Source organism: Desulfovibrio sp. SGI.133, assembly GCF_050313955.1.
Lineage (GTDB): Bacteria > Desulfobacterota > Desulfovibrionia > Desulfovibrionales > Desulfovibrionaceae > Desulfovibrio.
In genome coordinates, this window is sequence record NZ_JBNPMK010000007.1 from 54,992 (window position 1) to 77,113 (window position 22,122).

A 22,122-nucleotide genomic window follows, 5' to 3' on the forward strand; every position below is an offset into this window, starting at 1 on the left:
GTTTTGTGACGATGGTCACAGTTGTGGCCGGGGAGATGTGCTCTAGTGTCGTGGACAGACACCCATCCCCCTCAGCACAAGGAGCCCCCCATGTTTTGCAACCAGTGTGAACAGACCTCCAAGGGCAAGGCCTGTACCCGCCTTGGCATCTGCGGCAAGAACGAAGCCGTGGCCATCCAGCAGGACAAGCTGGTCTGGCAGCTGCGCGAACTGGCGGCCGTGGCCCTGATGGCCCGTGACGCCGGCATCGTGGACACCGCCACCGACGACTTCGCTTTCAAGGCCCTGTTCTCCACCCTGACCAATGTGAATTTCGATCCCGTCTCCCTGCGCGCCGTGCAGGAAGAATGCCTGGAGCGCACCACGGCCCTGGCCGCCCGTGTGCCCGGTGCCCCGGCCCCCACGCCTCTGGCCGCCCTGGATCTGCGGGAAACCGCCATCGACCGCCTGTCCGACGACGAGGACGTGCGCTCCGCCATGCAGATCCTGCTCTACGGCCTCAAGGGCGTGGCCGCCTATGCCGACCATGCCGCCGAGCTGGGACAGCGTGATCCCGACGTGGCCGCCTTCCTGTATCGCGGCCTGCGTGCCGGTACCGAACTGGATCCCGAGAGCCACGACCTCAACGGCTGGCTGGGTCTGGTACTGGAATGCGGCAAGGCCAACCTGCGCGCCATGGAGCTGCTGGAAGCGGGCAATACCGGCACCTTCGGCACGCCCGTGCCCACGCCCGTCTCCCTGGGCCGGCGCAAGGGCAAGGCCATCCTCATTTCCGGGCACGACCTGCCCGACCTGCTGGCCCTGCTGGAGCAGACCCGCGACACGGGCATCAACGTCTACACCCACGGCGAGATGCTGCCCGCCCATGCCTATCCGCTGCTGCATGCCTTTCCGCATCTGGCCGGGCATTACGGCACGGCCTGGCAGAACCAGCAGAAGGAGCTGCCCGCCTTCCCCGGCGCGGTGCTCTTCACCACCAACTGCATCCAGGACCCCAAGGACTATGCCGACAAGGTCTTCACCTCCGGCAACGTGTCCTGGCCCGGTCTGGTCCATTGCAAGGGGCGCGACTTCTCGGCCGTCATCCGGAAGGCTCTGGAGCTGCCCGGCTTTGAGGAAGACGTGCCCGGCAAGGAAGTGCTGACCGGCTTTGGCCGCGAGACCCTGCTGGGTGCCGCGCCCGCCGTGTTGGATGCCGTGGCCCAGGGCAAGCTGCGCCACATCTTTTTGGTGGGCGGTTGCGACGGTGCCCGTCCCGGCCGCAACTACTATACCGAGCTGGTGGAGAAGATCCCGGCCGACTGCCTGATCCTGACTCTGGCCTGCGGCAAGTTCCGCTTCTTCGACAAGGAGCTGGGCAGCCTGGGCGACATCCCGCGTCTGCTGGACGTGGGCCAGTGCAACGACGCCTACGCCGCCGTGCGTGTGGCCCTGGCCCTGGCCGATGCCCTGAAGTGCGGCGTCAATGACCTGCCGCTGTCGCTGGTGCTTTCGTGGTACGAACAGAAGGCCGTGAGCATCCTGCTGACCCTGCTGGCCCTGGGCGTGAAGAACATCCGCCTCGGGCCCACGCTGCCTGCCTTCGTGTCCCCCAACATCCTCAAGGTGCTGGTGGAACAGTGGAACATCATGCCCGTGACCACGCCTGACGAAGACCTCAAGGCGATCCTGGGCTAAGACTCTTTTGCAGGGGAAGGCCGTGACCGCGGTCTTCCCCTGTGTTTTTGGGCCCGGCGGGGCCGCTTTCCCGTCCGGCTTTTTCCTGCCCCTGTTTCGCAGGGGCGAAGCTTTCATGGAGGTCGCGCATGGACCAGAAAAAAGGGAACCGCCCCCCCGATCCCCAGAGCCTGCGGGATGCCCTGCGCCACAGTCCGCTGGGCCGCTGGCTGGACGAAAGGCAGACCGGCCTTGTGCTGGACACGGGCCGTCTGGCCGAGATGCGGGCGGGCGATGTCCTGTTCCGTGAAGGGGATGAGATACGTCATGTGCCCTTCGTCTTGTCCGGCGAGGTGAAACTGGTCAAGATGGGCCCGCAGGGCAGGGAATATGTCCTGCACCTGACCCGCGGCGGGGCCTTCCCCGATCCGGGGGCCCTGTTCTACGAGGCCCCTCTGCCTGCCACGGCCGTGGCCCTGGGGCCGGGCCGCCTGCTCTGGCTGGAGCGGGCCACCATGGACAGGCTGCTGGACGAGAATCCCCGGCTGGCCCGCTGGCTTTTGCAGGTGCTGGCGGCGCGGCAGCGTTTGTTCGTCAACAAGGTGGCCGGCTCGCAGGGAGTGATCTCGGTTTCCCGGCGGGTGGCCGGATGGCTGCTGCACCGCTCCCGCATGGAGGAAGGGCGCCGTCAGCTGGAACTGCCCGGTACCCGGGAGCTCATGGCCCGCCTGCTGGGCCTGAGTCGCGAGAGCCTGAGCCGGGAACTCAACAAGCTGGCCCGGGAAGGCGCCATCCGTCTGGAGCGGCGGCGGGTGGAGCTGCTGGACATGGCGGCCCTGGAGCGCCGGGCCCAGGACTAACGGGCTTCCGATTGTGTTTTTCGCTCCGGCCTTTACGGGCCTGTCGCTATGCGGCATAGATGAGGGCCGCAGGCAGGTCCGGCTTCGGCCGTGACTTTTTGAAGGACGTTCCCGCCACTGTGCGCCGCGCTTCGTTGACGCCGTGATGCAGATCTGACAGGGGGCGGCAGCCCACACTATCATGACAGCCATGACAGACATCATCCCTCAGCTTTCCTTGCCGCTGGGCATCCTGTGTTCCAGCATCACCGGCAATACCCGTTCTTTGGCCGATGCCCTGGCCGGAGCCACCGGGGCTCCCGTGTTCCCCGCAGGGCATCCGCCGTTGCTCGATCATGCCGGGACGCTGCTCCTGGGCTTCTGGGTGCGCCGTGGCCTGCCCGACAGCCGCAGCCTGCGCCTGTGGCAGGGCATATGCGGCAAGCGCGTCTTTTTTTTCGGTACCCACGGCACGCGCCCCGGTTCGGAGCATTCCCGCCAGTGTCTCGCGGCGGCCCGCCGCCTGTTGCAGGACAACGGCAACGAGGTGCTGGGCGGTTTTTTATGCCAGGGGCGGGTCAATCCGCGTCTGGTGGCGCTGGCGGGCAAACCGGGGCACCATCCCATGACGCCCGCCCGTGCGGCCCGTCTGGCCGAGGCCGCCCGCCATCCCGACGGGGCGGACAGGCAGGCGCTGGTGCGCTGCTGGGACCGTTGCCGTCAGGGCCTGCCCCTGCCCGGGGCCGATGCCGCCGGAGAACTGGACGGCGGCCACTTTTTTGCCTGGTCCGCCGGTGCGGGATGCTTGTCCTGAGCCCGCGGGCCCGTTATCCTGCAAGGGGAGGAGAGAATATCATGGAAAAGATCGTGAGCCGCGTGGAACTGAGCGATGATCCGGCCCTGCCCGGCGAGATCCTCAACAAGGCGGAATCGCTGTACGTGGCCTTTCAGACCGGGGATTTCCCCTATGTGCTGCCCTTCAACCATGTCTGGCTGGACGGGCGCATCTACATCCATTGCGCCCTGGAAGGGCGCAAGATCGACGTGCTGCGCCGGGATGGCCGGGTGGGCTTTTCCACGGCGGTGGACGTGTGCATCATCCGCGAAAAATCCACCACCCACTTCCGCAGCCTTTGCGGTACCGGCCGGGTGAGCGAAGTGACCGATACGGAAGAGAAGCGCCGGGCCCTGGACGCCATCAGCCTGCGCTTTGACGCGCGCTGCCCGCGCCCCACGCCCGATGCCGCCCTGGCTCGCGTGAACATCCTGCGCATTGATGTGGAGAGCCTGACCTGTCGCCACAAGAACGGGCCGCGCCGCAAGGACAAGGAATAGGGAAAAAAGTTTGTGCTTTTTGGCACAAATTGGAGAAAAGGCCTTGTCTTGTGCGGGGAAAGTCCTTACATTGAAGTTGTAAGGGAAAAAAAGGCTGCGCCGGCTCTGGAGCCGACGAGGAAAGGGCCATCCCCCCTTTCCTGATGGAACTGGATTTTCAACATTTTACTTCTGTCCGTTTGGGCGGTAATGGAGCGTACCATGAAGGAAATCAAGAAGATTCTTTGCGCGGTTGACCTTTCCGAACACAGCGCGGCCGTGGCAGAGTACGCCACCATGCTGGCCAAGGGCCTGGGGGCCAGCATCATCGTTGTCTACACGGCTCCCTCGCTGAGCCAGTATGTGGGCTTCCATGTGCCGCCCAACACCATCGAAAACTTCGTGGGCGAGATCGTCTCCGGCGCTGAAAAGTCCATGGACGCTTTCGTGGCCGAAAACTTCCCCGGCGTGGAAGCCAAGGGCCAGGTGCTCATCGGCTACGCCGCTGAAGAGATCCTGACCCGTGCCAATGACGAAGGCGCCGACCTCATCGTCATGGGTACCCACGGCCGCAAGGGCATCGACCGCATCCTCTTCGGCTCCGTGGCTGAAAAGGTCGTCAAGAACGCGTCCATGCCTGTGCTGACCGTTCGCCCCAACAGGTAAGTCCCGGCCGGACCGGGAACTGACAACGGTTTCTCGGGCCGCCGCACTTGCGGCGGCCCTTTTTTCTTTGCATCTGGAGTCTGTATGTACACCTGCGCCGTGCGCCCGGAAATAGCCGCCCTGAGCGCCTATGTTCCCGGCATGTCCATCGCTGAAATTCAGGAAAAATACGGCCTGTCCAAGGTCGTCAAAATGGCCAGCAACGAGAACCCCCTGGGCGTCTCGCCCCTGGTGAAGGAGGCCCTGGGCCTGCACGCCGGGACAGCCTTCCGCTATCCCCAGGGCGGCAACCCCCGCCTGGTGGCGGCCCTGGCCCGCACGCACGGCGTCAGCCCCGATCAGGTGGTGGTGGGCAACGGCTCGGACGAGATCATCGACATGCTGATCCGCATGCTCCTGGTGCCGGGCAAGCATTCCGTGGTCTGCTTCGAGCCCTGCTTCAGCATCTATCCCATCCAGGCGCAGGTCTGCGGCGTGGAAGTGCGCCGCCACCCCCTCAACCCGGATTTCAGCTTCGATCTCGACGCGCTCTTCGCCCTGGTGGACGATGACACCCGTCTGGTCTTCGTGACCACGCCGGACAATCCCTCCGGCTACTGCCCGCCGCTGGCCGACGTGCGCCGCCTGGCGCAGCGCCTTGGCGAGCGCTTCCCCCACTGCCTGCTGGTGGTGGACGAGGCCTATATGGACTTTGCGGGCGACAGCCCCGAGGACGAGGCTCGCTTCTCTCTGCTGGCCTCCGGTGACATCCCGGACAACGTAGCCATCATGCGCACCTTCTCCAAAAGCTACGGTCTGGCCGGGCTGCGCCTGGGCTACGGCATCCTGCCGGCCGAGCTGGCCCAGTATTACTGGCGGGCCCGCCTGCCGTTCTCGGTCAACATCCTGGCCGAAGAAGCCGGTATCGCCGTGCTGCAGGACAGCACCTTCCGGGCCGCCACGCTGGAATGCGTTCGCGCCGGTCGCCGTCGCCTGACCGAAGGCCTGCGCGCCCTGGGCTGCACGGTATGGCCCAGCGCCGCCAACTTCATCATGATGCAGCTGCCCGAAGGCTGCGGTACGGCGGCGGCCTGCTTCGAGGCCCTGCTGCGGCGCGGCATCATCATTCGGCCGCTCAAGAGCTACAGCCTGCCCGATCACCTGCGCGTGAGCGTGGGCAGCGACGAAGAGAACACGGCCTTCCTTGAGGCCATGAAACAGTGGATGCAGGAGGTGCGGGGATGAAGACGACCCTGCCTGTGGTGACCCTGGACGGCCCCGCCGGAGTGGGCAAGACCACGCTGGCCCAGCAGCTGGCCGAAAGCCTGCATGTGGCTTATCTGGATACCGGGGCCATGTTCCGTTGCCTGGCCCTCAAGCTGGGGCCCGGTGCGGAGACCCTGCCCGAAGAGGAATTGCGCGAGAAGTGCCGCCAGTGGACCTTCAGCCTGTCCGGCAAGGGGCGGGCCTCCACGGTGTGCTGCAACGGCGTGCCCATCCGTGGCGAAGTGCGCACCGAGCAGGTGGGCATGCTGGCCGCCCGCATCGCCACGGTGCCCGTGGTGCGCGAGGTGCTGCGCGAGGCCCAGCGGGCCATGGGCGAAGCCACGCCGCTGGTGGTGGAAGGCCGTGACATGGGCACGGTGGTCTTCCCTGACGCCCGTTTCAAATTCTTCCTGGATGCATCGCCCGAAGTACGCGCCCTGCGCCGTCTGCGTGATCTGGCCGCCCGTGGGGTGGAAGCCGATCTGGTCACGCTGACCGAGCAGATCCGCCAGCGTGATTCCCTGGACCGCAACCGGGCCGTGGCGCCCCTGCGCCCCGCTGCCGATGCCGTCATCGTGGATACCTCGGAACTGGACATCGCCGGAGTGCTGGGCGTGTTGGTGCATCGCATCAGCGTGCATGAAGGCAGCGTGACCCTGCTGCCGTAGTCGGGGACGGCAAACATCATATGGCAAGATGACGGGCCGGAAGGGATCTCCCTTCCGGCCTGTTTGCATTTTTGGCGACCGGGAGAATGCGGGAGACGGAACCGGACATCTTCCCGGATGGGAGCCGCTCTGGCCCGGGCGCAAGAGGGGGCCGCACGGCAGGGGCTCCGAGGAAGGTTGGGCAGACTCCGGTTTTTCTCACCGCCGTTGGAGCATCTGGTGAGGCGGGATACCGGGAAAGGCCTCCCGCGCGGCTTCGCGGCCTGCGGAAAATGCGCGCTGTGGGAAGGCGGGCGACAAAAAAGGGACCTCTCTGCCGGAGCAGGAAGTCCCCCAAAAAAATCAGCCTGTGGGCGGATGCCGTCTAGGCGTGGTGGCGGCGCTGCAGGTGGTCGCGCAGGATGATGGCCAGCAGATTCATGCCCAGCACCAGCAGGATGAGGACCAGGCCCGTGCCGTACTGGAGCGGACGGGTCTTCTCGATGTCCGTACCGGCGGTGGCCAGCACATACATGTGATAGGGCAGGGCCATGACCGAGCTGAAGATGGAGTCCGGGTTCTTGGGCGTATAGAAGACGGCGGCGGTGAACATGATGGCGGCCGTTTCACCGGCGGCGCGGGCCACGCCCAGGATGGCACCGGTGAGCATGCCCGGCATGGCGCAGGGCAGGACCACGCGGGTGATGGTCTGGGCCTTGCCGGCACCCAGGGCCAGGGAGGCCTGGCGGTAGGTGTCGGGCACGGAGCGCAGGCTCTCCTCGGCGGTGCTGATGATCACGGGCAGGGTCAGCACGGCCAGGGTCAGGATGCCGGACAGGATGCTGACGCCCATGCCGCAGAAGGTCACGAAGAACGAAAGCCCGAACAGGCCGAAGACCACGGAAGGCACCCCGGCCAGGTTGTTGACCCCCAGGCGCACCATGCGGGCGAAGGGAGTGTTGCCCGCGTATTCATGCAGGTAGACGGCCGTGGCCACCCCCAGGGGGAAGGCCAGCAGCAGGGAGCCCAGGGCCAGGATGGCCGTGCCCACGATGCAGGGCAGGATGCCGCCGGTGGTCATCATCTCGCGGGGCGGCGTGGAGAGGAATTCCCAGCTGAGGGCGGGCAGGCCCTGCACCAGCAGGAAAAGGCAGATGGCCACCAGCAGGATGACGTTGAAGGCGGCCACCAGCCGCAGGGTGCCGAGCATGGCGCCCTGGACGAAAAGACGGCGGCGCGGATCGGGTGTCGCAAGAGGCATGGAAGGGCTCCTTAAAGGCTGGCCGAGCCCACCTGGCGGTGTTTTTCGGCAATGCGGGAAGCGATCATGTTGAATGCCAGCGTCATCAGGAACAGGACGATACCTGTGGCGAACAGGGCGTAGTAATGGTCGCTGCGGAAGGGGGCTTCAGCCATTTCGGCGGCGATGGAGGCGGGCATGGGACGCACGGGGTCCAGCAGGGACTGGGGCAGCATGGCCGCGCCGCCGGCCGCCATGAGCACCACCATGGTCTCGCCCATGGCGCGGGACATGCCCAGCATGATGGCCGTGCCGATGCCGGACAGGGCCGCGGGCACCACCACGCGCACGATGGTCTCCCAGCGGGTGGCGCCCAGCGCCAGGGAGGCCTCACGCAGGGAGCGGGGCACGGCGCGCAGGGCGTCCTCGGAGACGGAGCAGATGGTGGGCAGGCTCATGATGGCCAGCACCAGCGAGGCATTGAGCAGGTTGAGGCCCGTGGCGGCGCCCAGCACGTCCTGGAGGATGGGCGCCAGCACCACCATGCCCAGGAAGCCCAGCACCACCGAAGGCAGGGCCGCCAGCAGTTCCACGAAGGGCTTGATGACGCGGCGGGCGAAGGGCGGCGCGATCTCGGCCAGGTACACGGCCGTCATGACGCCCAGAGGCACGGCCAGCAGCGAGGAAAGCACGGTGACGGCCACGGAACCCACCAGCAACGGGAAGATGCCGAACAGGCCGGGATCTTCCGTGGGGTACCAGAGGTCGCCCAGCAAAAAGTCCAGCGGGCTCACATGCCGGAACAGGGGCAGGCCTTCGGTGAACAGGAAGATGACGATACCTGCCAGCGCCAGCAGGGACGAGGCCGCGATGGCGGTGAGGCAGATGCGGATGGCCCGCTCGTGGGAAGAGCTGAACATGGTTTTCTCCGAAGGTTTCCTTGCGGGACGCGCCCGCTGGAGGAAGCGGGAAAAAAGCGGAAAAACGGGGGAAAGGGGGACGTACGCCGGTATGATCCCTCAGACCGGCACGGGCCCTTTCCCCTTGCGGGGGACCGGGCAGAGGCCCCCGGAAGGAGAGGGGGAGCGTCTGCCCGGTGCTGCGGGCTTAATGCTGCAGAGGAACGTAACCCACGGCCAGGACGTCCTTCTGGCCCTTGTCGGCGGCCAGCAGGTAGTCCACCAGCTTCTTCACGCCGCCCTTGGGATCGCCGTTGGTGAAGATGTAAAGTTCGCGGGCGATGGGCCATTCGCCGTCCAGAGCGGTCTTGGCGCTGGCGGCCACCTTGCTCACGGTCAGGCCCTTGACGCTCTTGTCAAGATAGCCCAGGCCGATGTAGCCGATGGCGTTCTTGTTCTTGGCCACGGCCTGCACCACGGTGCCGTTGGAGGCCTGCATCAGGGCGGCGGGGGTGACGCGTTCCTTCTTCATGACCAGTTCCTGCCAGGATTCAAAGGTACCGGAAGAGGTATCGCGGGAGATGACCACGATGGGGGCATCCTGGCCGCCCAGTTCCTTCCAGTTGCGCACCTTGCCGGCGTAGATGGAGGACAGCTGTTCCAGGGTCAGGTCCTTCACGGGGTTCTCGGGGTTGACCACGGGCACGATGGCGTCCACGGCCACGGCGATGCGCACGGGCTTCACGCCCTTCTTTTCAGCGGCGGCGCGTTCCTTGTCCTTGATGTCGCGGGAGCTCATGGCCACGTCGCACTGCTTTTCGCCCAGGGCCTTGATGCCGTTGCCGGAACCGCCGCCGGAGATCACCAGCTTGATGTCGGGGTTGGCGGCCATGAAGGATTCGGCGGCCTTCTGCATGACGGGCAGCACGGTGGTGGAGCCGTTGACGACGATATCCTGGGCGTGGGCGGCCACGCTCAGACCCAGGGCGGCACAGGTAAGGACCAGAGTTTTGGCGAAATTCATGATAGTGCTCCTTCAAAAGGAAAAAAGTCTTTGCTTCGGCTCGATCCCGAAGCACCTCCCTTTTCCTCAGGCTTTGTTACAGAAATGTGACGCCTCGGCGAAGATGCGGAGACACTTTGAAAACCGTGGTTTTTACGGGCCTGTCACACAATTGTAACCTTTCAGGCGCATTGCTGGCGCATGGGAAAGGCACTACTTCTCCAAGGCAAAGGAAGACTCCATGCAACGCATACTTGTTATTGAAGACGAAAACGATATCCGCCAGTTGCTGCGCTTCAACCTTGAGCGCGAAGGCTTTGCGGTACTGGAAGCGGCCGACGGGCTGGGGGGGCTGCACATGGCGACCTCCGAGCTGCCCGACCTGGTGGTGCTGGACCTCATGCTGCCCGGCATGGACGGCTGCGATGTCTGCCGCAGGCTCAAGGCCCAGCCGGTCACGGCGGCCATCCCCGTGCTCATGCTCACGGCCCGCGGCGAGGAAGTGGACCGTATCGTGGGCCTGACCCTGGGGGCCGATGATTATGTGGTCAAACCCTTCAGCGTCCGGGAACTGGTGCTGCGCATCCGGGCCATCCTGCGCCGCGGCAACCGCCCCGGCATGGGCACGGCCCTGTGCCGCGGGGCCCTGCTGCTGGATGTGGAGGCCCACCGCGTGACCCTGGACGGGCAGGAAGTGGCCCTGACGGCCACGGAGTTCCGTCTGCTGGAAGACCTCATGCGGCATGCGGGCGCCGTGCGCACCCGCGAACAGCTGCTCAACGCGGTCTGGGGATATTCGTTCGAAGGCTATGCCCGTACGGTGGACACGCATGTCCGGCGTCTGCGGGCCAAACTGGGTGAAGAAGCCGCTGCGCTCGAGACCGTGCGCGGCGTCGGTTACCGTTTGAGAGGCTGAGATGACGGGGATGTTCCGTTCTTTTAGGGCCCGGATCTTCTGGGCCATCCTGCTGGTGGCCGCGGTGGCCGCGGGGCTTTCCCTGTGGCTGACACGCGAATGGCTGGAAGAGCGCCAGCTCGATGAAGCTCGTACCGGTCTGCTGCGCGAGGCGCGCGTGGCGGGCGAACTGCTGCTGCGCGGCGAAAACGATCTGGAGGTCCTGGCCCGGGTGCTCGACCTGCCCGACCTGCGGCTTTCGCTGTTGGATGCCGACGGCAACGTGCTGGCGGAGACCGGCGGCGTTTCGCCCGAAGGTATGGACAACCACGGCGACCGGCCCGAAGTGGTGCAGGCCCGCAGCGAAGGGCAGGGCTACTCCCTGCGCGCCAGCGGCACCCTGCACAAGAATTTTGCCTACGCGGCCCGCAACCTGCCTGACGGGCGCATCCTGCGTCTGGCCCTGCCGCTGGACAGCGTGAACCTGCTCATCCAGAAGCGTCTGTATGTCTTCGCGCCCATGATCCTGTTGGCCGTGGTGCTGGCCGTGGTGCTGGCCGCCTTCATCTCCGGCGCCATGCGGCGGTCCCTGGGCCAGATGGTGGACGTTGTCTCGGCCATTTCCCGCGGCCGCCTGCAACGCCGCCTGCGCCGTCTGCCGGGTACGGAGTTCGCCCCCCTGGCCGAGGCCGTGAACCGCATGGCCGACAGCATCGGCGAGCAGGTGCGCATCGCCTCGGACAAGACCGCCCAGCTGGAGAGCGTGCTCAACACCATGAGCGACGGCGTGCTGGTGCTGGGGCCGCAGGGCCGCATCCGCCGCTGCAACGGCGCCTTTGCCCGCCTCTTCCCCCAGGTGACCGACATGGCGGGCAGCCCGGTCATCGAGGTGATCCCCTCGCCCGAACTGCAGGATGCCGTGGATGCCATGCTGCGCTCCGCCCAGGTGGCCCGCTCGTCCTCCGGCAACGGGGACGAGGATCTGGATGTGCCCCGTTCCCTGCGCCAGGTGCAGCTGCATCTGGGCGGCCGGGTCTTCTCGGTGCTCATCTCCCTGCCCGTACTGGCCGATGCCCGTCTGGGCGCGGTGCTGGTCTTCCGCGACATCAGTGACCTGATGCAGCTGGAGCGCATCCGCAGCGATTTCGTGGCCAATGTCTCCCATGAGCTGCGCACGCCGCTGACCGCCATCCAGGGCTATGCCGAGACCCTGCTCAGCATGGATTCCTCGGAACAGGCGCAGCACTTTGCGGCCATCATCTACCGTCACAGCTGTTCTCTGGCCCGCATGCTGGAGGATCTGCTGGTGCTGGCCCGTCTGGAAGGGCAGGGAGGCGCCCTGGAGCTCTGCCCCACGGAATGCGCCGCCACCCTCGATGAGGCGGGCAGCCTGTGCCAGACCCGCCTGCAGGAACGCAAGCTGCGTCTGGAAGGCCATCTGGAAAAACTGCCCCCCGTGCTGGCCGACGATCGCCTGCTGACGCTGGTGTTCCGCAACCTGCTGGAGAACGCCTGCCGCTATGCCGAAGAAGAGACGGCCATCCGCGTCACGGGCCGGGTGGAAGGCGACGACGTGGTCATCCGCGTAGTGGACGACGGCGTGCTCATCCCGGCGGACGATTTGCCGCGCATTTTCGAGCGCTTCTATCAGGTGGAGCGCCATCGCGGGCAGAATTCCACGGGCCTGGGCCTGGCCATTTGCAAACATGTGATCGAACGGCACGGCGGCCGCATCTGGGCGGAAAGCCCGGCGGAAGACGGCAGCACGGCCATCATCTTTACCTTGAGGCGCGCGGACGCCCCCCGGACGCCCGTGCAGGAGTAGTTATGGCAACAGCACTTTCGGCGCAGAAGATCAACGTCTATTACGGCGCTTCCCACGCCCTGCAGGATGTCAGCCTGGATTTCGAGGCCGGCGGCGTCACGGCCCTCATCGGGCCTTCCGGCTGCGGCAAGTCCACCTTCCTGCGTTGTCTCAACCGCATGAACGACCTGATCCCCGGCTGCCGGGTGGAAGGCCGCATCATGCTGGACGGCGAGGACGTCAACCAGCCCCGCACCAACGTGGTGCGTCTGCGGCAGAAGGTGGGCATGGTCTTCCAGAAGCCCAACCCCTTCCCCAAGAGCATCTTCGAGAACGTGGCCTACGGCCTGCGCGTCAACGGCGTCAAGGACGAGAACCTCATCACCGAGAAGGTGGAGCTGGCCCTGCGCCGCGCCGCCCTCTGGAACGAAGTGGAGGATCGCCTTTCCTCCTCGGCCCTGGGCCTTTCCGGCGGCCAGCAGCAGCGCCTGTGCATCGCCCGTGCCCTGGCCGTGGAACCGCAGGTGCTGCTCATGGACGAGCCCGCCAGCGCCCTGGACCCCATCGCCACCCGCAAGGTGGAAGAGAGCATCGTGGAGCTCAAGGAAGGGCTGACCATCATCATCGTGACCCACAGCATGCAGCAGGCGGCTCGCATCTCCGACCGGACGGCCTTCTTCTACATGGGCCGTCTGGTGGAAAGCGACAGCACGGACGTCATCTTCACCCGTCCGTCCCAGAAAGAGACGGAAGATTACATCACAGGCAGGTTCGGTTAATGGTTCTTCAGGATTACACGCCCCAGCACATGCTGGCCACGCTGCGCACGCGCCTGCTGGTCATGTATGCGCAAGTGGACATCGCTTTGGAAGAGGCTGCGCGCTCCTATGAAAAAGGCGAGGCCGTGCGCGCCATCGCCGTCTGTGACGGTGATACGGCCATCGACGCCCTGGAAAACGAGATCGACGAGCTGTGCCTGCGCCTCATGGCCCGCATCAAGCCCGTAGCCGGTGATCTGCGCTTTGTGGTGGCCGCCCTGCGCATGGTGGTGGATCTGGAGCGCATCGGTGACGAGGCCGTGACCGTGGCCGAGCAGACCGTGCTCATGGAAGACGTGCCCGGGCGCCGCATCCTGGCGGACGAGGTCAGCGGCATGATGCAGCGTGCCCGCGAGGCCTTCATGCGCGCCATGGACTGCTTCCGCGAAGGCAACGGGCAGGAGGCCCTGGCCCTGCGCAACTGCGAGGACGAGGCCCTGCAGAACGAGATGCGCATCGTGCAGCGCCTGCTGGAGCTGCTGCGCCAGGAGGAAGGCAAGCGCCCCGATCCCCAGCTGGTCATGCATACTTTGCTGGTGGTACGTGCTCTGACCCGCATCTGGCGGCGTTCCGTCAATCTGGCCGAACAGGTCTACTTCATGCAGCACGGCCAGAGCCTCAAGCACAGCGGCGACAAGAAGTAGTACATCATCGTTCTTTTGTTTTTCCGGTAAAAGCGGGTGCAGGCGACTGCCCCGCTTTTTTGTTGGGCTGTGGAGCAGGGGGATGACGAGAGGGGAAGGGGCGTTTTTTGTAAAAACTGCCCCTTCCCCTCTCGTGCTCTCCCCATCCCTGAAAAAACTTTTCTTCAGGTCGGGGCGAAAGTCCCCGTCGTTGTCTGGCGGCTGTTTGAAATAAGGCATGCCATACGGCCGGAGAGGAGGAAGGGGGGATGCTGGGGAGTGGAGAGGGGCGGAGCTTTTCTTTCTCTCGTTTGCTTCCGGGCCGCTGGAATACCTCTGGAATGTATAGGAATGGGCCTTTCTGCGATGAAGAGGCGGATCCGTCGGGCATTCGCTTTGATAAGGCTGGAGGCATGGCACGCCGCAGGGCGGGACGCTATCCATGCAGATGACGGTCTTTTAGGGCTGGCGGGAAGTGAATGGGATGTTGGAGGTGCCGGGACGCGGACGACGCCGGGAGGAAACACGGGAGCTGCCCGGCAGCCTGCCCGTTTCGTGGCGATTGCTGGCCGGCGGGGGGGAGGCCGTCTTGTCTGACAAGCTGTCTGTGATGCTCCGGCTTGGGGATGCTTCGGTAGGGAAGGCGGATGCCGTGCCGGACTTTCAGCAAGGCTTACACCGGTCCTCCATCAGGCAGGGGCGATGTTTCGGAGCCGTGCGGCCTTTCTTCACGCGGGGAGCGTTCCAGAATGTCCTGGTAGGCCGCAGAAGGCAAAAAAGCCCTCCATGCGGAGGGCTTCGTTATTCCCGATGGCGGACAGGCTTCCGGGACTGTCCGCGGGAGGGCGCACGGTCATGTCTGCAACCGGGCATGCATGCCGTACTGTCTGAAGAGGGACTGATGGGAGCGAGGATCGGGAGGAAGGGACCTCTCGTTCTCATGCGGGAGAGGCCCCTTCCGTCGATGCTCGTTTCGTTTGTGGCCGGTCTTAGGCCTGGGCCGAAGCGGCAGCCGTTTCTTCTTCCTTGCGGGCGGCGTTGCGGCGGCAGGCGTCGTTGAGGTCGCGTTCCAGCAGAGCCACGATGGTGAAACGGTTGATGAAGGCGCGGGCGAACTGCAGGTAGTTCAGATACAGGTCACTGCTGCGCATGGACAGGCCTTCGGTATCGATGCGCTGCAAAAGTTCGATCTGGATCTTGCTGATGCGGGAAGAGCAGTGGTCGGCATAGGCCGAGAGCTCGGCGCGGGAGCCTTCGCCCGCGGCATAGGCCCGGAAGTGGCGGGCGGCGTCTTCCAGGATGCCCAGCATCTTGTCCAGATTGTCGCCCAGCGCGCCGCTGTAGGGGCGGTGGCGGTTGGCGATGTGGTTGGCGGACATGCCCAGCACCGAGCGCAGCTCATGGCTCAGTTCCTTCATGCCGTTGAAGATGCGGTAGTAGATGTGCCGCGCTTCGTTGTCCAGATCGTCGCCACCGCCGCGCAGGGCCATGCGGTAGTAGGAACCGCGGGAGCGCGAGATGTCTTCGAAAAGGTTCACGGCTTCGTTCTTGCAGCGGTTCAGGACCTTCTCGTCCTCGGCCTGGAAGGCGGTGAGGCCTTCGCGCATCAGGCGTACGGCGGTATCGATGCTTTCGTCCACCGAAGCGCCGATATTGGCACGGATGCTGTCCTTGTCGGTGTTGTCGGCCACGATGTCGAAGCTGCTCTCTTCCTTCTTTTTGCCGAAGAAGTTGGAGCGCACCAGGCTGACCACGGCCACCAGCATGAAGATGACGGCCACCACGCTACCGCCCTCGAACAGGGCCCAGGTGACCAGGGCACAGGCGCTGAAGGCGCACATGGCGGTCAGGAACCAGCCGCTGATGACGGCCAGCACGCCGGAGATGCGGTAGACGGCGCTCTCACGGTTCCAGGCGCCGTCGGCGAAGGAGGAGCCCATGGCCACCATGAAGGTCACATAGGTGGTGGACAGGGGCAGCTTGAGGGACGTGGCCGAGGCGATGAGGATGCTGGAGACCACCAGATTGATGGCGGCACGCACCTGGTCGAAGGGCAGCACGGGCGCGCCCTTGACCTGTTCCACGGGCTGCATGCGGCTCTCAAGGGCGGTGAAGAGCGAATTGGGCAGGATCTGGTGCAGGGTCTTGTTGGCGCTCAGGCCCGCGCGCACGATGAGGCGGCCGGGCAGGGAGGAGCCGAACTGTTCCTGATCGCCGCGGGTGCTGCTGCTCAGGTTGATGGAGGTCTGCACCACACGGTGGGCCTTTTTGGAGAACCACAGGGTCAGCACCATGATCAGGCCGGAGAGCAGCAGGTAGAAGGTGGGCGTCTGCACGGCCTTGCGCAGGCCTTCCATGGTGAAGGCGTCGGCGGCCATGCCGCTGGCGGTGAACTGCTGCCAGCTTTCCCAGGCGGCCAGGGGCACGCCCACGAAGTTGACCAGGTCGTTGCCGGCAAAGGCGAAGGCCAGGGCAAAGGTGCCGGCCAGGATGACGATCTTGAAGATGTTGACGCCGCGGCGCACCATGAGCAGGTGCAGCACCACGCTCAGGCCCGTGAACAGCACCAGCAGGATGGGCAGGGTGTGGGCATTGATCCAGGCCAGGTATTCCGGCTTCATGAAGGACGCGCCCTTGGCGCCCTTCATGATCAGGAAGTAGAAGATGGCCGTCAGGGACAGGCCGCCGAAGATGCCGCCGATGCGGCGGTACATGCGCTCATAGTGGAAGGTGAAGATCAGGCGGGTGATGTACTGCACCACCACGCCGGCCACAAAGGCCACCACCACGGAGATGAGGATGCCGGACACGATGGCCAGGGCCTTCTGGCTGTTGATGAAGTCCCCCAGCTGGGAGAGCAGGATGTCCGAGGTGGAGATCTTGATGAGGGCCGCGGCCACGGCACCGCCCAGCAGCTCGAAGACGATGGACACGGTGGTGGAGGTGGGCAGGCCCATGGAGTTGAAGGCGTCCAGCAGCAGGACGTCGGTGATCATTACGGCGAAGAAAATGATGATGATCTCGTTGAAGGTGAACATTTCGGGATTGAAGACCCCGCTGCGGGCGATCTCCATCATGCCGCTGGAAAAGGTGGAGCCCAGCAGCACACCGATGCTGGCCACCACCATGATGACCTTGAAGCTGGCGATGCGCGAGCCTATGGCCGAGTTGAGGAAGTTGACGGCGTCATTGCTGACGCCCACGAAAAGGTCCACTGCGGCCAGGATGGCCAGAAATACCAGTATGAGTAGAAAGATGCTTTCCACGTCCCGTCTCCTGCGGAATAGTCTGAGAATGAGGCATATTCTGTGTAGGCAGGTTTTGTTACAAAACGGTGACGGCGGCGGGAAAATGCAGAGGAGAGAAGGGCTGGGAGAGTGGGGGAGGCGAGTTTTTTATGTATGCTTCAGCGTGTTGCGGCAGCAGTGTGGAAAAGCCACCCGTTACCGGGTGGCTTTTCCTTCATGTCATGATGAAAAATGGCGAAGCCGCTCCACGAACATGCGCCAGCGATACCGTGCGGCCTTGCGACCTTTGCGCAATGCATCCATTGGCAGCATGCACAAGGGATAGAGTACATTGGCACAGCGGAACCAGAGCGGGAAGGCATGTTTCTTGAGCAGATACATGCGGCTGGCCGCGTAGCTGGCGATCTTGGCATCAGACGGCACATGCGTATCCGGCGAGGGATGGAAGACGCGGATGGAAGGGCAGCGCCAGACCGGCGCGCATTTGTGGGCCTCCAGCAGATAGTCCGTATCCTCGCCGCACCCATAGGGCAAGCCTGTACCCGGCCCAAGTCTGGAATCAAAGCGAAGGCCTTTGACGACTTGGGCACGATAAAACTGCACGCAGGTCCCGCCTTGCGAAAACAGGGCGGCGGCGGAGAGCTGTCGCTCGACATTGCTCGGCGGCGCTGCCTGAGGAGAGGACGTCCAGAAGCCCAGCACGGCGCCGGCCTCAGGATGGCGACGGAAGGCAGCCACGACCTGTTCCAGCGTGTCCGGCGCATACCAGCAGTCGTCATCGGGAAAAACCAGGATCTCCTCATCCGCGACCAGGGGGAGCAGATGGTTCCGCGCCGCCGATACGCCGCGTGACGGCAGCAGGATACGTGTCAGCGGCAGGGAGGCATGGCGTGCCAGCATGCTGTCCAGCACGCCGGGCGCGTTCTGGTCTGCCAGATAGATGTGGAAACCGGCGTGGGTCTGCCGCTCAAGCGAGGTCAGCAGCCTGTCCAGTTCCGTGATGCGGCCGACGGTGGCGACGCAAAGGGCAAGGCGAGGAGTATCGGCCATGACGCTAACTGGCAAAGGGGGTATACAAGCCGTAGCGTACGGCCCGGCGCAGGAGGGCTGTACATAGACGCCCCGTGCCATGTATTTTTTGCGGCTTTGGCAATGGCGGGCAATGGCGGACTGTTTCGCTGCCGCACCGCATCAGTTTATCGAGCCTGACAAAGAGATTGTTGTCAGAAAGGACCATATCCCTGCATTGCCGCAGGACAGGCAGACGAGATTCCCAGGGGTCCTCCGCGATCAGCCGTTCGATAACATCGAGATTGCCGGCATCATCGTCAGGACGCAACGCCAGCATGCCTCCCTGGGGGAAATGCCGGGGAGCGTTGGGAGCGCCGAGATACACGGGAAAGGCATAGCCAAGCCAGGCATCGGAGAGCTTTTCCGTCCAGAAATTATCCATGTAGTTATTTTCAAGGACAAGATGATACCGGTAAGCATCTATGGCTTCCGCCTTATCCGCGATAGGACGTCTCCCCCGGCCGAAAATGTCGATCTGCGAGCCAAAGCGAGCCTTCAGCTTCTCCACGAAGGCAATGCGCTTTCTTTGCGCTTCGGTGAACGTCTTGGTTGAGCAGATGACGGAAAGCAGCTTCGTTTTGCGCGGTACAGGCATCTCGCGAAGATCTTGCAGCGTCCTGATCCTGGATGTCTTCTCCGCCGAGGAACCATCAACGCCATAATGCCAGTTGAGGCAGGGATTCTCCAGCAAAAGGCGGGAGGCATGCCCGCCGCGGATGGGATAGGGACTGATGATCGTCCCAAACTGCCGCAGGTAGAAAGGGGAGTAGACCTTCACTTCTGGAGGCTCAGTGATGAAGACGACGCGCCGGTCCCTGGGAACGCGCGTCAGCAAACCGGCGGGCGGTTCATCGAAAACGGCCAGCCAGTCCGTCTCCTCACCGGGATCGAGGGTAAACGCGCAGGCTGACATATGCCCGTGACCGTCTTCAGTCTGCCGGAAAAAGGGCCATGCGGCATGCTGGGTAGCAAAGAGACAGCGCGGGATCTTCATCATATGGAACTGTTTTGCTCGCGTTGACGATGAGTCAGTGAGAGGAACGCTTTCCGCAACGGGAGCAGGTAATTGTTGATATTGAGCGGATCGCGGAGGATGGCAAGTACATACCACCGCATGGCGGCCAGGGGATCGTGCGCGACGAATGCCGAAATGACGGCGCAGCGAAAAGCCAGTGCTGACCATGCCCTGCGGCGTATGCGGCGGGGGATGCCCACATCCGCAAGGTGTTCCCGCATGACGGCCTGTTCCCCCCGCAGGGCGGCCTGTGCGTTATGGCTGGCCGATGCGGCATGTTCGCGGCTGTGCAGGATCGGCATCGCAAGCTTCCGCGCGGTATGGTTACGCAAGATGCGCAGCAAAAAGTCTCTGTCCTCGCCATGCGTGATGTCTGTCCGCCAGCGCATGTCGGGCGTCAGAAGGGAGGCCCGGCAGCAGACGCCGGAGATCGGTATGTAATGATGTATCAGCATATCCAGCCAGGGATCCCCTGTGGCCAGGTAGTTTTTCCAGATGACGGGCCTTGTCTTTCCGGTGACGCTGTCAAAGCGAATGGCATCACTCCAGACGATATCCACCTCGGGGCAGGATGTAAACACGTCCAAAAATTGCGCCACGGCGCTGGTTTCCCAAATGTCGTCGGCATCCAGAAAGGCGATGAAATCGCCGTGAGCCGCGTCGATTCCGGCATTGCGCGCAGCGGAGACGCCCGCGTTGGCTTGTGAGATGAGATGGAAGCGGCCATCCTGGGCACAGAATGCCTGCGCCACATCCGCGGTCGCGTCCTGAGAGCCGTCATCGATGATAAGGGCTTCCCAGTGGGGACAAGTCTGGGCAAGAAGGGATCGGCAGGTCTCCTGCAGGAACCTTTCCGCATTGTAGGCGGGGATGATGATCGATATGAGAGACATGGCGATGGTCTATCCGCTACAGCGTTGTGGGAACGGGTATCTTCCCTGTTTCCTGAGCCAGAAAACGCCCTTGAATATGCCCGCATGATGTCGCCATTGCCCGGCAATGGCGACGCCTGATCGCCGGAGATGGGACGGTGCGGAGACGCTGCTCCCGGCGATCCGCAATGGAAAGGATATGCCGGCAGGGGAGGGCGTGCGTCAGGCCGCCGGGCTGCGCTCCATCGAATGCCGCCAGCCATACGGCCTCAGCCCGCGCGGCAGTGCGCCGGAAGCTGTCTCTGTCACGCCTGCCGACACGGCCTTTCTTCTGATGGGGCCAGGGGGGCGCCAGGGTATGCGATTGACATTGCATACGGGAGCGATTAGAGAGAGCATGATGCTGAAAAGACAGGGGTGTATCGTGGCAGATGTCGATGTGGTTATCCCGCTGTATAATTGCGCCGAATTTATCGAGCAGGCTATACGCTCCGTCCAGGAACAGACAGCTCCCGTCAAATCGATAATCATCGTCAATGATGGCTCCACGGATGCCGGACCACAAAAAGTAGCCGCAATGGCGGCAAAAGACAAGCGGATTTTGCTGCTGAACGGCCCCAACCAAGGCGCAAGCGCCGCCCGCAACAGAGGGATCCTTGCCGCCAGCTCGCCCCTTGTGGCCTTTCTTGATGCGGACGACTTCTGGGAGCCGGACAAGATCGCGCGTCAGCTCGCCGTCATGGAGCAGGGCGGATTTTCCTTTTCACACACGCTTGCCGAAGCCGTCGATGAACAGGGCCATCCTGTCAATGTCCCGCTCCATACGGGAAATGAGGATGTCCCGCCGACATTCGACAACATACGACTGGGCCTGTACCCCGTCGTGGGTTCCGCCTCTGCCGTGCTGACCAGGCGGGACCTGCTGCTGCGGGCCGGACTCTTTGCCGAAAGGGAAAAATTCGGCGAAGACTGGGACATGTGGGCACGCCTGGCGCAATACGGACCGGTCGCGCGGGTGGACAGCCCCCTGACGCGCATCCGTATACGCCTGAACAGCGTGCAACATTCCATCTCCGCGGAAGCGCGGGCGCTGTCGCGACTGCACAGCCGGATCCTCGTCGCCCGCCACTGGGAGGACGACCCTGATTTCCTGCGGGCCCATGAGCGCGCGGCGCGGCCCGATCTCTGGGCCGTGATGCGCTGGCGGCTGTCGTCGCCAGCTTCCATGCGGGAGCTGTACCGCCAGCTGCATGGACATCGCCATGCCGCCGGCCGGGTGCTTGCCCGCAATCCGTGGGATTTTTTTCGCGTGCTGCTCTGGGGATGCGGCATCACGCTCCGTACGATCCTGACCTCTCCGTCCGAGCTGCTCCGCCTGTGGGGGCGGCTGCGTGCGGAAAGGGCACGGTAGCCGCAGGAGGAAGCATGACGGCAACAGCCCCCTTTTTTTCCATCATAACGGCAACATGCAATGCCGCCGAAACGCTCCCCGTCCTGCTCGCCAGCCTGTCGGAACAGCACTGCCGGGATTTTGAGCTCGTGGTGCAGGATGCCCGCTCGAGCGACGGCACGCTGGCGCTTCTTGAGCGGGCGTCGGGCATCCCCGCCATCGAATTGCTCTCCGAACGGGATAGCGGCATCTATGACGCCTGGAACAGGGCCGTGGCCCGGGCGCGCGGTCAGTGGCTGCTCTTCCTGGGCAGCGACGACCGTCTCTCGGACGCGGACGTTCTGGGCAAAACAGCGGCGCTGCTGCGGCAGGCCGCCGCCGGCATCTGCTTTGCCGCCGGAAGCGTACGCATGCTGGACGCGAGGGGGCGTTGCCGCTTTCAGTCCACGCCTGTGCTGCATGGCGGAAAGGCCCGCCTGGCATATGAACCTCCCGCGGCCTTTCCGGGGATCGTCATCCGCAGGGAAGTGGCGGCGGCGCATCCGTTTGATACACGCCTCAGGATAAGCGCGGATTACGATTTTCTCTGCCGCACATGGCAGGACAGCCGAGCCATGGCCTTGCCGTTCGAAGTGTGCGTCATGCTGGAAGGGGGAATATCCTCCCGCCCCGAGAACCAGTTTGCCGCCGCCTGGGAGAATGCCCGTGTCGCCGCGCGGCATTTTTCCGGCGTCTGGACGCCGCGCCGGGCCAGGATGCTGTGCAAGGCCGGTCTGGTGAGCAGCGCCTTTCGCCTGCTGGGCCCCGACAGGGGCGCAACGCTCCTCGATACGTTGCGCAGGTGGCGCGGTCTGCCGCCATGCTGGAAGAGATAGAG

General features: G+C 64.3%; 20 protein-coding genes. 13 read left to right on the forward strand and 7 right to left on the reverse strand.

Going from position 1 to position 22,122, the window contains the following annotated elements; translation table 11 throughout:
• The first annotated feature begins 90 nt into the window (after window positions 1–90).
• The 7 genes from hcp (at window position 91) to cmk (ending at window position 6,388) form a co-directional block, all read left to right on the forward strand.
• Entirely contained in the window at window positions 91–1,677 is a 1,587-nt protein-coding gene (hcp, locus tag ACQRBR_RS09400; protein WP_304028564.1) for a hydroxylamine reductase, read from the forward strand.
• Between the two features lie 128 nt (window positions 1,678–1,805).
• Window positions 1,806–2,516, forward strand: a complete 711-nt coding sequence (locus tag ACQRBR_RS09405) for a Crp/Fnr family transcriptional regulator (RefSeq protein WP_303880695.1) — start codon at window positions 1,806–1,808, stop codon at window positions 2,514–2,516.
• A 190-nt stretch (window positions 2,517–2,706) separates the two neighbouring features.
• Entirely contained in the window at window positions 2,707–3,309 is a 603-nt protein-coding gene (locus tag ACQRBR_RS09410; RefSeq protein ID WP_427812849.1) for a flavodoxin family protein, read from the forward strand.
• A gap of 41 nt (window positions 3,310–3,350) precedes the next feature.
• Window positions 3,351–3,830: a pyridoxamine 5'-phosphate oxidase family protein gene (locus ACQRBR_RS09415; protein ID WP_303880692.1), complete on the forward strand. Its 480-nt coding sequence runs from the start codon at window positions 3,351–3,353 to the stop codon at window positions 3,828–3,830.
• A gap of 201 nt (window positions 3,831–4,031) precedes the next feature.
• Window positions 4,032–4,475, forward strand: coding sequence for a universal stress protein (locus ACQRBR_RS09420; protein WP_040370153.1), 444 nt, complete (start codon window positions 4,032–4,034; stop codon window positions 4,473–4,475).
• A gap of 84 nt (window positions 4,476–4,559) precedes the next feature.
• Window positions 4,560–5,699: a histidinol-phosphate transaminase gene (gene hisC, locus ACQRBR_RS09425; RefSeq protein WP_303880690.1), complete on the forward strand. Its 1,140-nt coding sequence runs from the start codon at window positions 4,560–4,562 to the stop codon at window positions 5,697–5,699.
• The gene (gene cmk, locus ACQRBR_RS09430; RefSeq protein ID WP_204625372.1) at window positions 5,696–6,388 is read left to right on the forward strand and encodes a (d)CMP kinase; all 693 of its coding nucleotides are present in this window, start codon (window positions 5,696–5,698) and stop codon (window positions 6,386–6,388) included. Before hisC ends, cmk begins: the two co-directional genes overlap by 4 nt.
• Before the next feature lie 364 nt (window positions 6,389–6,752).
• Here cmk and pstA read toward each other — a convergent pair whose 3' ends face one another.
• From pstA to ACQRBR_RS09445, 3 genes are all read right to left on the reverse strand, one after another.
• Window positions 6,753–7,628, reverse strand: coding sequence for a phosphate ABC transporter permease PstA (pstA, locus tag ACQRBR_RS09435; protein ID WP_427812850.1), 876 nt, complete (start codon window positions 7,626–7,628; stop codon window positions 6,753–6,755).
• 11 nt (window positions 7,629–7,639) lie between these two features.
• The gene (gene pstC / locus ACQRBR_RS09440) at window positions 7,640–8,527 is read right to left on the reverse strand and encodes a phosphate ABC transporter permease subunit PstC (protein WP_168935103.1); all 888 of its coding nucleotides are present in this window, start codon (window positions 8,525–8,527) and stop codon (window positions 7,640–7,642) included.
• Between the two features lie 187 nt (window positions 8,528–8,714).
• Window positions 8,715–9,530, reverse strand: a complete 816-nt coding sequence (locus ACQRBR_RS09445; protein WP_297137560.1) for a PstS family phosphate ABC transporter substrate-binding protein — start codon at window positions 9,528–9,530, stop codon at window positions 8,715–8,717.
• Window positions 9,531–9,750: 220 nt separating this feature from the next.
• On the opposite strand from ACQRBR_RS09445, the gene ACQRBR_RS09450 reads away from it, so the two are divergent.
• The 4 genes from ACQRBR_RS09450 to ACQRBR_RS09465 are packed head-to-tail and all read left to right on the forward strand — an operon-like array spanning window position 9,751 to window position 13,670.
• The gene (locus ACQRBR_RS09450) at window positions 9,751–10,425 is read left to right on the forward strand and encodes a response regulator (RefSeq protein WP_168935098.1); all 675 of its coding nucleotides are present in this window, start codon (window positions 9,751–9,753) and stop codon (window positions 10,423–10,425) included.
• 10 nt (window positions 10,426–10,435) lie between these two features.
• Window positions 10,436–12,229, forward strand: coding sequence for an ATP-binding protein (locus ACQRBR_RS09455; RefSeq protein WP_427812851.1), 1,794 nt, complete (start codon window positions 10,436–10,438; stop codon window positions 12,227–12,229).
• 2 nt (window positions 12,230–12,231) lie between these two features.
• Window positions 12,232–12,987, forward strand: coding sequence for a phosphate ABC transporter ATP-binding protein PstB (pstB, locus tag ACQRBR_RS09460; RefSeq protein WP_006009177.1), 756 nt, complete (start codon window positions 12,232–12,234; stop codon window positions 12,985–12,987).
• Window positions 12,987–13,670, forward strand: coding sequence for a phosphate signaling complex PhoU family protein (locus ACQRBR_RS09465; RefSeq protein WP_321127162.1), 684 nt, complete (start codon window positions 12,987–12,989; stop codon window positions 13,668–13,670). Before pstB ends, ACQRBR_RS09465 begins: the two co-directional genes overlap by 1 nt.
• A gap of 968 nt (window positions 13,671–14,638) precedes the next feature.
• Here ACQRBR_RS09465 and ACQRBR_RS09470 read toward each other — a convergent pair.
• The 4 genes from ACQRBR_RS09470 to ACQRBR_RS09485 form a co-directional block, all read right to left on the reverse strand.
• The gene (locus ACQRBR_RS09470; RefSeq protein ID WP_427812852.1) at window positions 14,639–16,915 is read right to left on the reverse strand and encodes an inorganic phosphate transporter; all 2,277 of its coding nucleotides are present in this window, start codon (window positions 16,913–16,915) and stop codon (window positions 14,639–14,641) included.
• 201 nt (window positions 16,916–17,116) lie between these two features.
• The gene (locus ACQRBR_RS09475; RefSeq protein WP_427812853.1) at window positions 17,117–17,947 is read right to left on the reverse strand and encodes a glycosyltransferase family 2 protein; all 831 of its coding nucleotides are present in this window, start codon (window positions 17,945–17,947) and stop codon (window positions 17,117–17,119) included.
• A 4-nt stretch (window positions 17,948–17,951) separates the two neighbouring features.
• Window positions 17,952–18,965, reverse strand: coding sequence for a glycosyltransferase family 10 domain-containing protein (locus tag ACQRBR_RS09480; protein ID WP_427812854.1), 1,014 nt, complete (start codon window positions 18,963–18,965; stop codon window positions 17,952–17,954).
• Window positions 18,962–19,876 (reverse strand): glycosyltransferase family 2 protein, encoded by a 915-nt coding sequence (locus ACQRBR_RS09485; protein ID WP_427812855.1) that lies wholly within the window; start codon window positions 19,874–19,876, stop codon window positions 18,962–18,964. The genes ACQRBR_RS09480 and ACQRBR_RS09485 overlap by 4 nt, the downstream gene beginning before the upstream one ends.
• A 376-nt stretch (window positions 19,877–20,252) precedes the next feature.
• Here ACQRBR_RS09485 and ACQRBR_RS09490 point away from each other — a divergent pair, with 376 nt between their 5' ends.
• On the forward strand, window positions 20,253–21,266 hold the full coding sequence (locus ACQRBR_RS09490; RefSeq protein ID WP_427812856.1) for a glycosyltransferase family 2 protein: 1,014 nt from the start codon (window positions 20,253–20,255) through the stop codon (window positions 21,264–21,266).
• A 14-nt stretch (window positions 21,267–21,280) separates the two neighbouring features.
• Window positions 21,281–22,120, forward strand: coding sequence for a glycosyltransferase (locus ACQRBR_RS09495; protein ID WP_427812857.1), 840 nt, complete (start codon window positions 21,281–21,283; stop codon window positions 22,118–22,120).
• The last annotated feature ends 2 nt before the right edge of the window (window positions 22,121–22,122 follow it).

Bases quoted from the DNA above. Each gene is read 5' to 3' on its own strand.
- pstA (WP_427812850.1), bottom strand. From the start codon at position 7,628: ATGCCTCTTGCGACACCCGATCCGCGCCGCCGTCTTTTCGTCCAGGGC.
- ACQRBR_RS09415 (WP_303880692.1), top strand. From the start codon at position 3,351: ATGGAAAAGATCGTGAGCCGCGTGGAACTGAGCGATGATCCGGCCCTG.
- ACQRBR_RS09475 (WP_427812853.1), bottom strand. From the start codon at position 17,947: ATGGCCGATACTCCTCGCCTTGCCCTTTGCGTCGCCACCGTCGGCCGC.
- ACQRBR_RS09495 (WP_427812857.1), top strand. From the start codon at position 21,281: ATGACGGCAACAGCCCCCTTTTTTTCCATCATAACGGCAACATGCAAT.
- ACQRBR_RS09450 (WP_168935098.1), top strand. From the start codon at position 9,751: ATGCAACGCATACTTGTTATTGAAGACGAAAACGATATCCGCCAGTTG.
- ACQRBR_RS09405 (WP_303880695.1), top strand. From the start codon at position 1,806: ATGGACCAGAAAAAAGGGAACCGCCCCCCCGATCCCCAGAGCCTGCGG.
- hisC (WP_303880690.1), top strand. From the start codon at position 4,560: ATGTACACCTGCGCCGTGCGCCCGGAAATAGCCGCCCTGAGCGCCTAT.
- ACQRBR_RS09465 (WP_321127162.1), top strand. From the start codon at position 12,987: ATGGTTCTTCAGGATTACACGCCCCAGCACATGCTGGCCACGCTGCGC.
- ACQRBR_RS09480 (WP_427812854.1), bottom strand. From the start codon at position 18,965: ATGATGAAGATCCCGCGCTGTCTCTTTGCTACCCAGCATGCCGCATGG.
- ACQRBR_RS09420 (WP_040370153.1), top strand. From the start codon at position 4,032: ATGAAGGAAATCAAGAAGATTCTTTGCGCGGTTGACCTTTCCGAACAC.
- ACQRBR_RS09485 (WP_427812855.1), bottom strand. From the start codon at position 19,876: ATGTCTCTCATATCGATCATCATCCCCGCCTACAATGCGGAAAGGTTC.
- hcp (WP_304028564.1), top strand. From the start codon at position 91: ATGTTTTGCAACCAGTGTGAACAGACCTCCAAGGGCAAGGCCTGTACC.
- cmk (WP_204625372.1), top strand. From the start codon at position 5,696: ATGAAGACGACCCTGCCTGTGGTGACCCTGGACGGCCCCGCCGGAGTG.
- ACQRBR_RS09445 (WP_297137560.1), bottom strand. From the start codon at position 9,530: ATGAATTTCGCCAAAACTCTGGTCCTTACCTGTGCCGCCCTGGGTCTG.
- pstC (WP_168935103.1), bottom strand. From the start codon at position 8,527: ATGTTCAGCTCTTCCCACGAGCGGGCCATCCGCATCTGCCTCACCGCC.
- ACQRBR_RS09410 (WP_427812849.1), top strand. From the start codon at position 2,707: ATGACAGACATCATCCCTCAGCTTTCCTTGCCGCTGGGCATCCTGTGT.
- pstB (WP_006009177.1), top strand. From the start codon at position 12,232: ATGGCAACAGCACTTTCGGCGCAGAAGATCAACGTCTATTACGGCGCT.
- ACQRBR_RS09455 (WP_427812851.1), top strand. From the start codon at position 10,436: ATGTTCCGTTCTTTTAGGGCCCGGATCTTCTGGGCCATCCTGCTGGTG.
- ACQRBR_RS09490 (WP_427812856.1), top strand. From the start codon at position 20,253: ATGATGCTGAAAAGACAGGGGTGTATCGTGGCAGATGTCGATGTGGTT.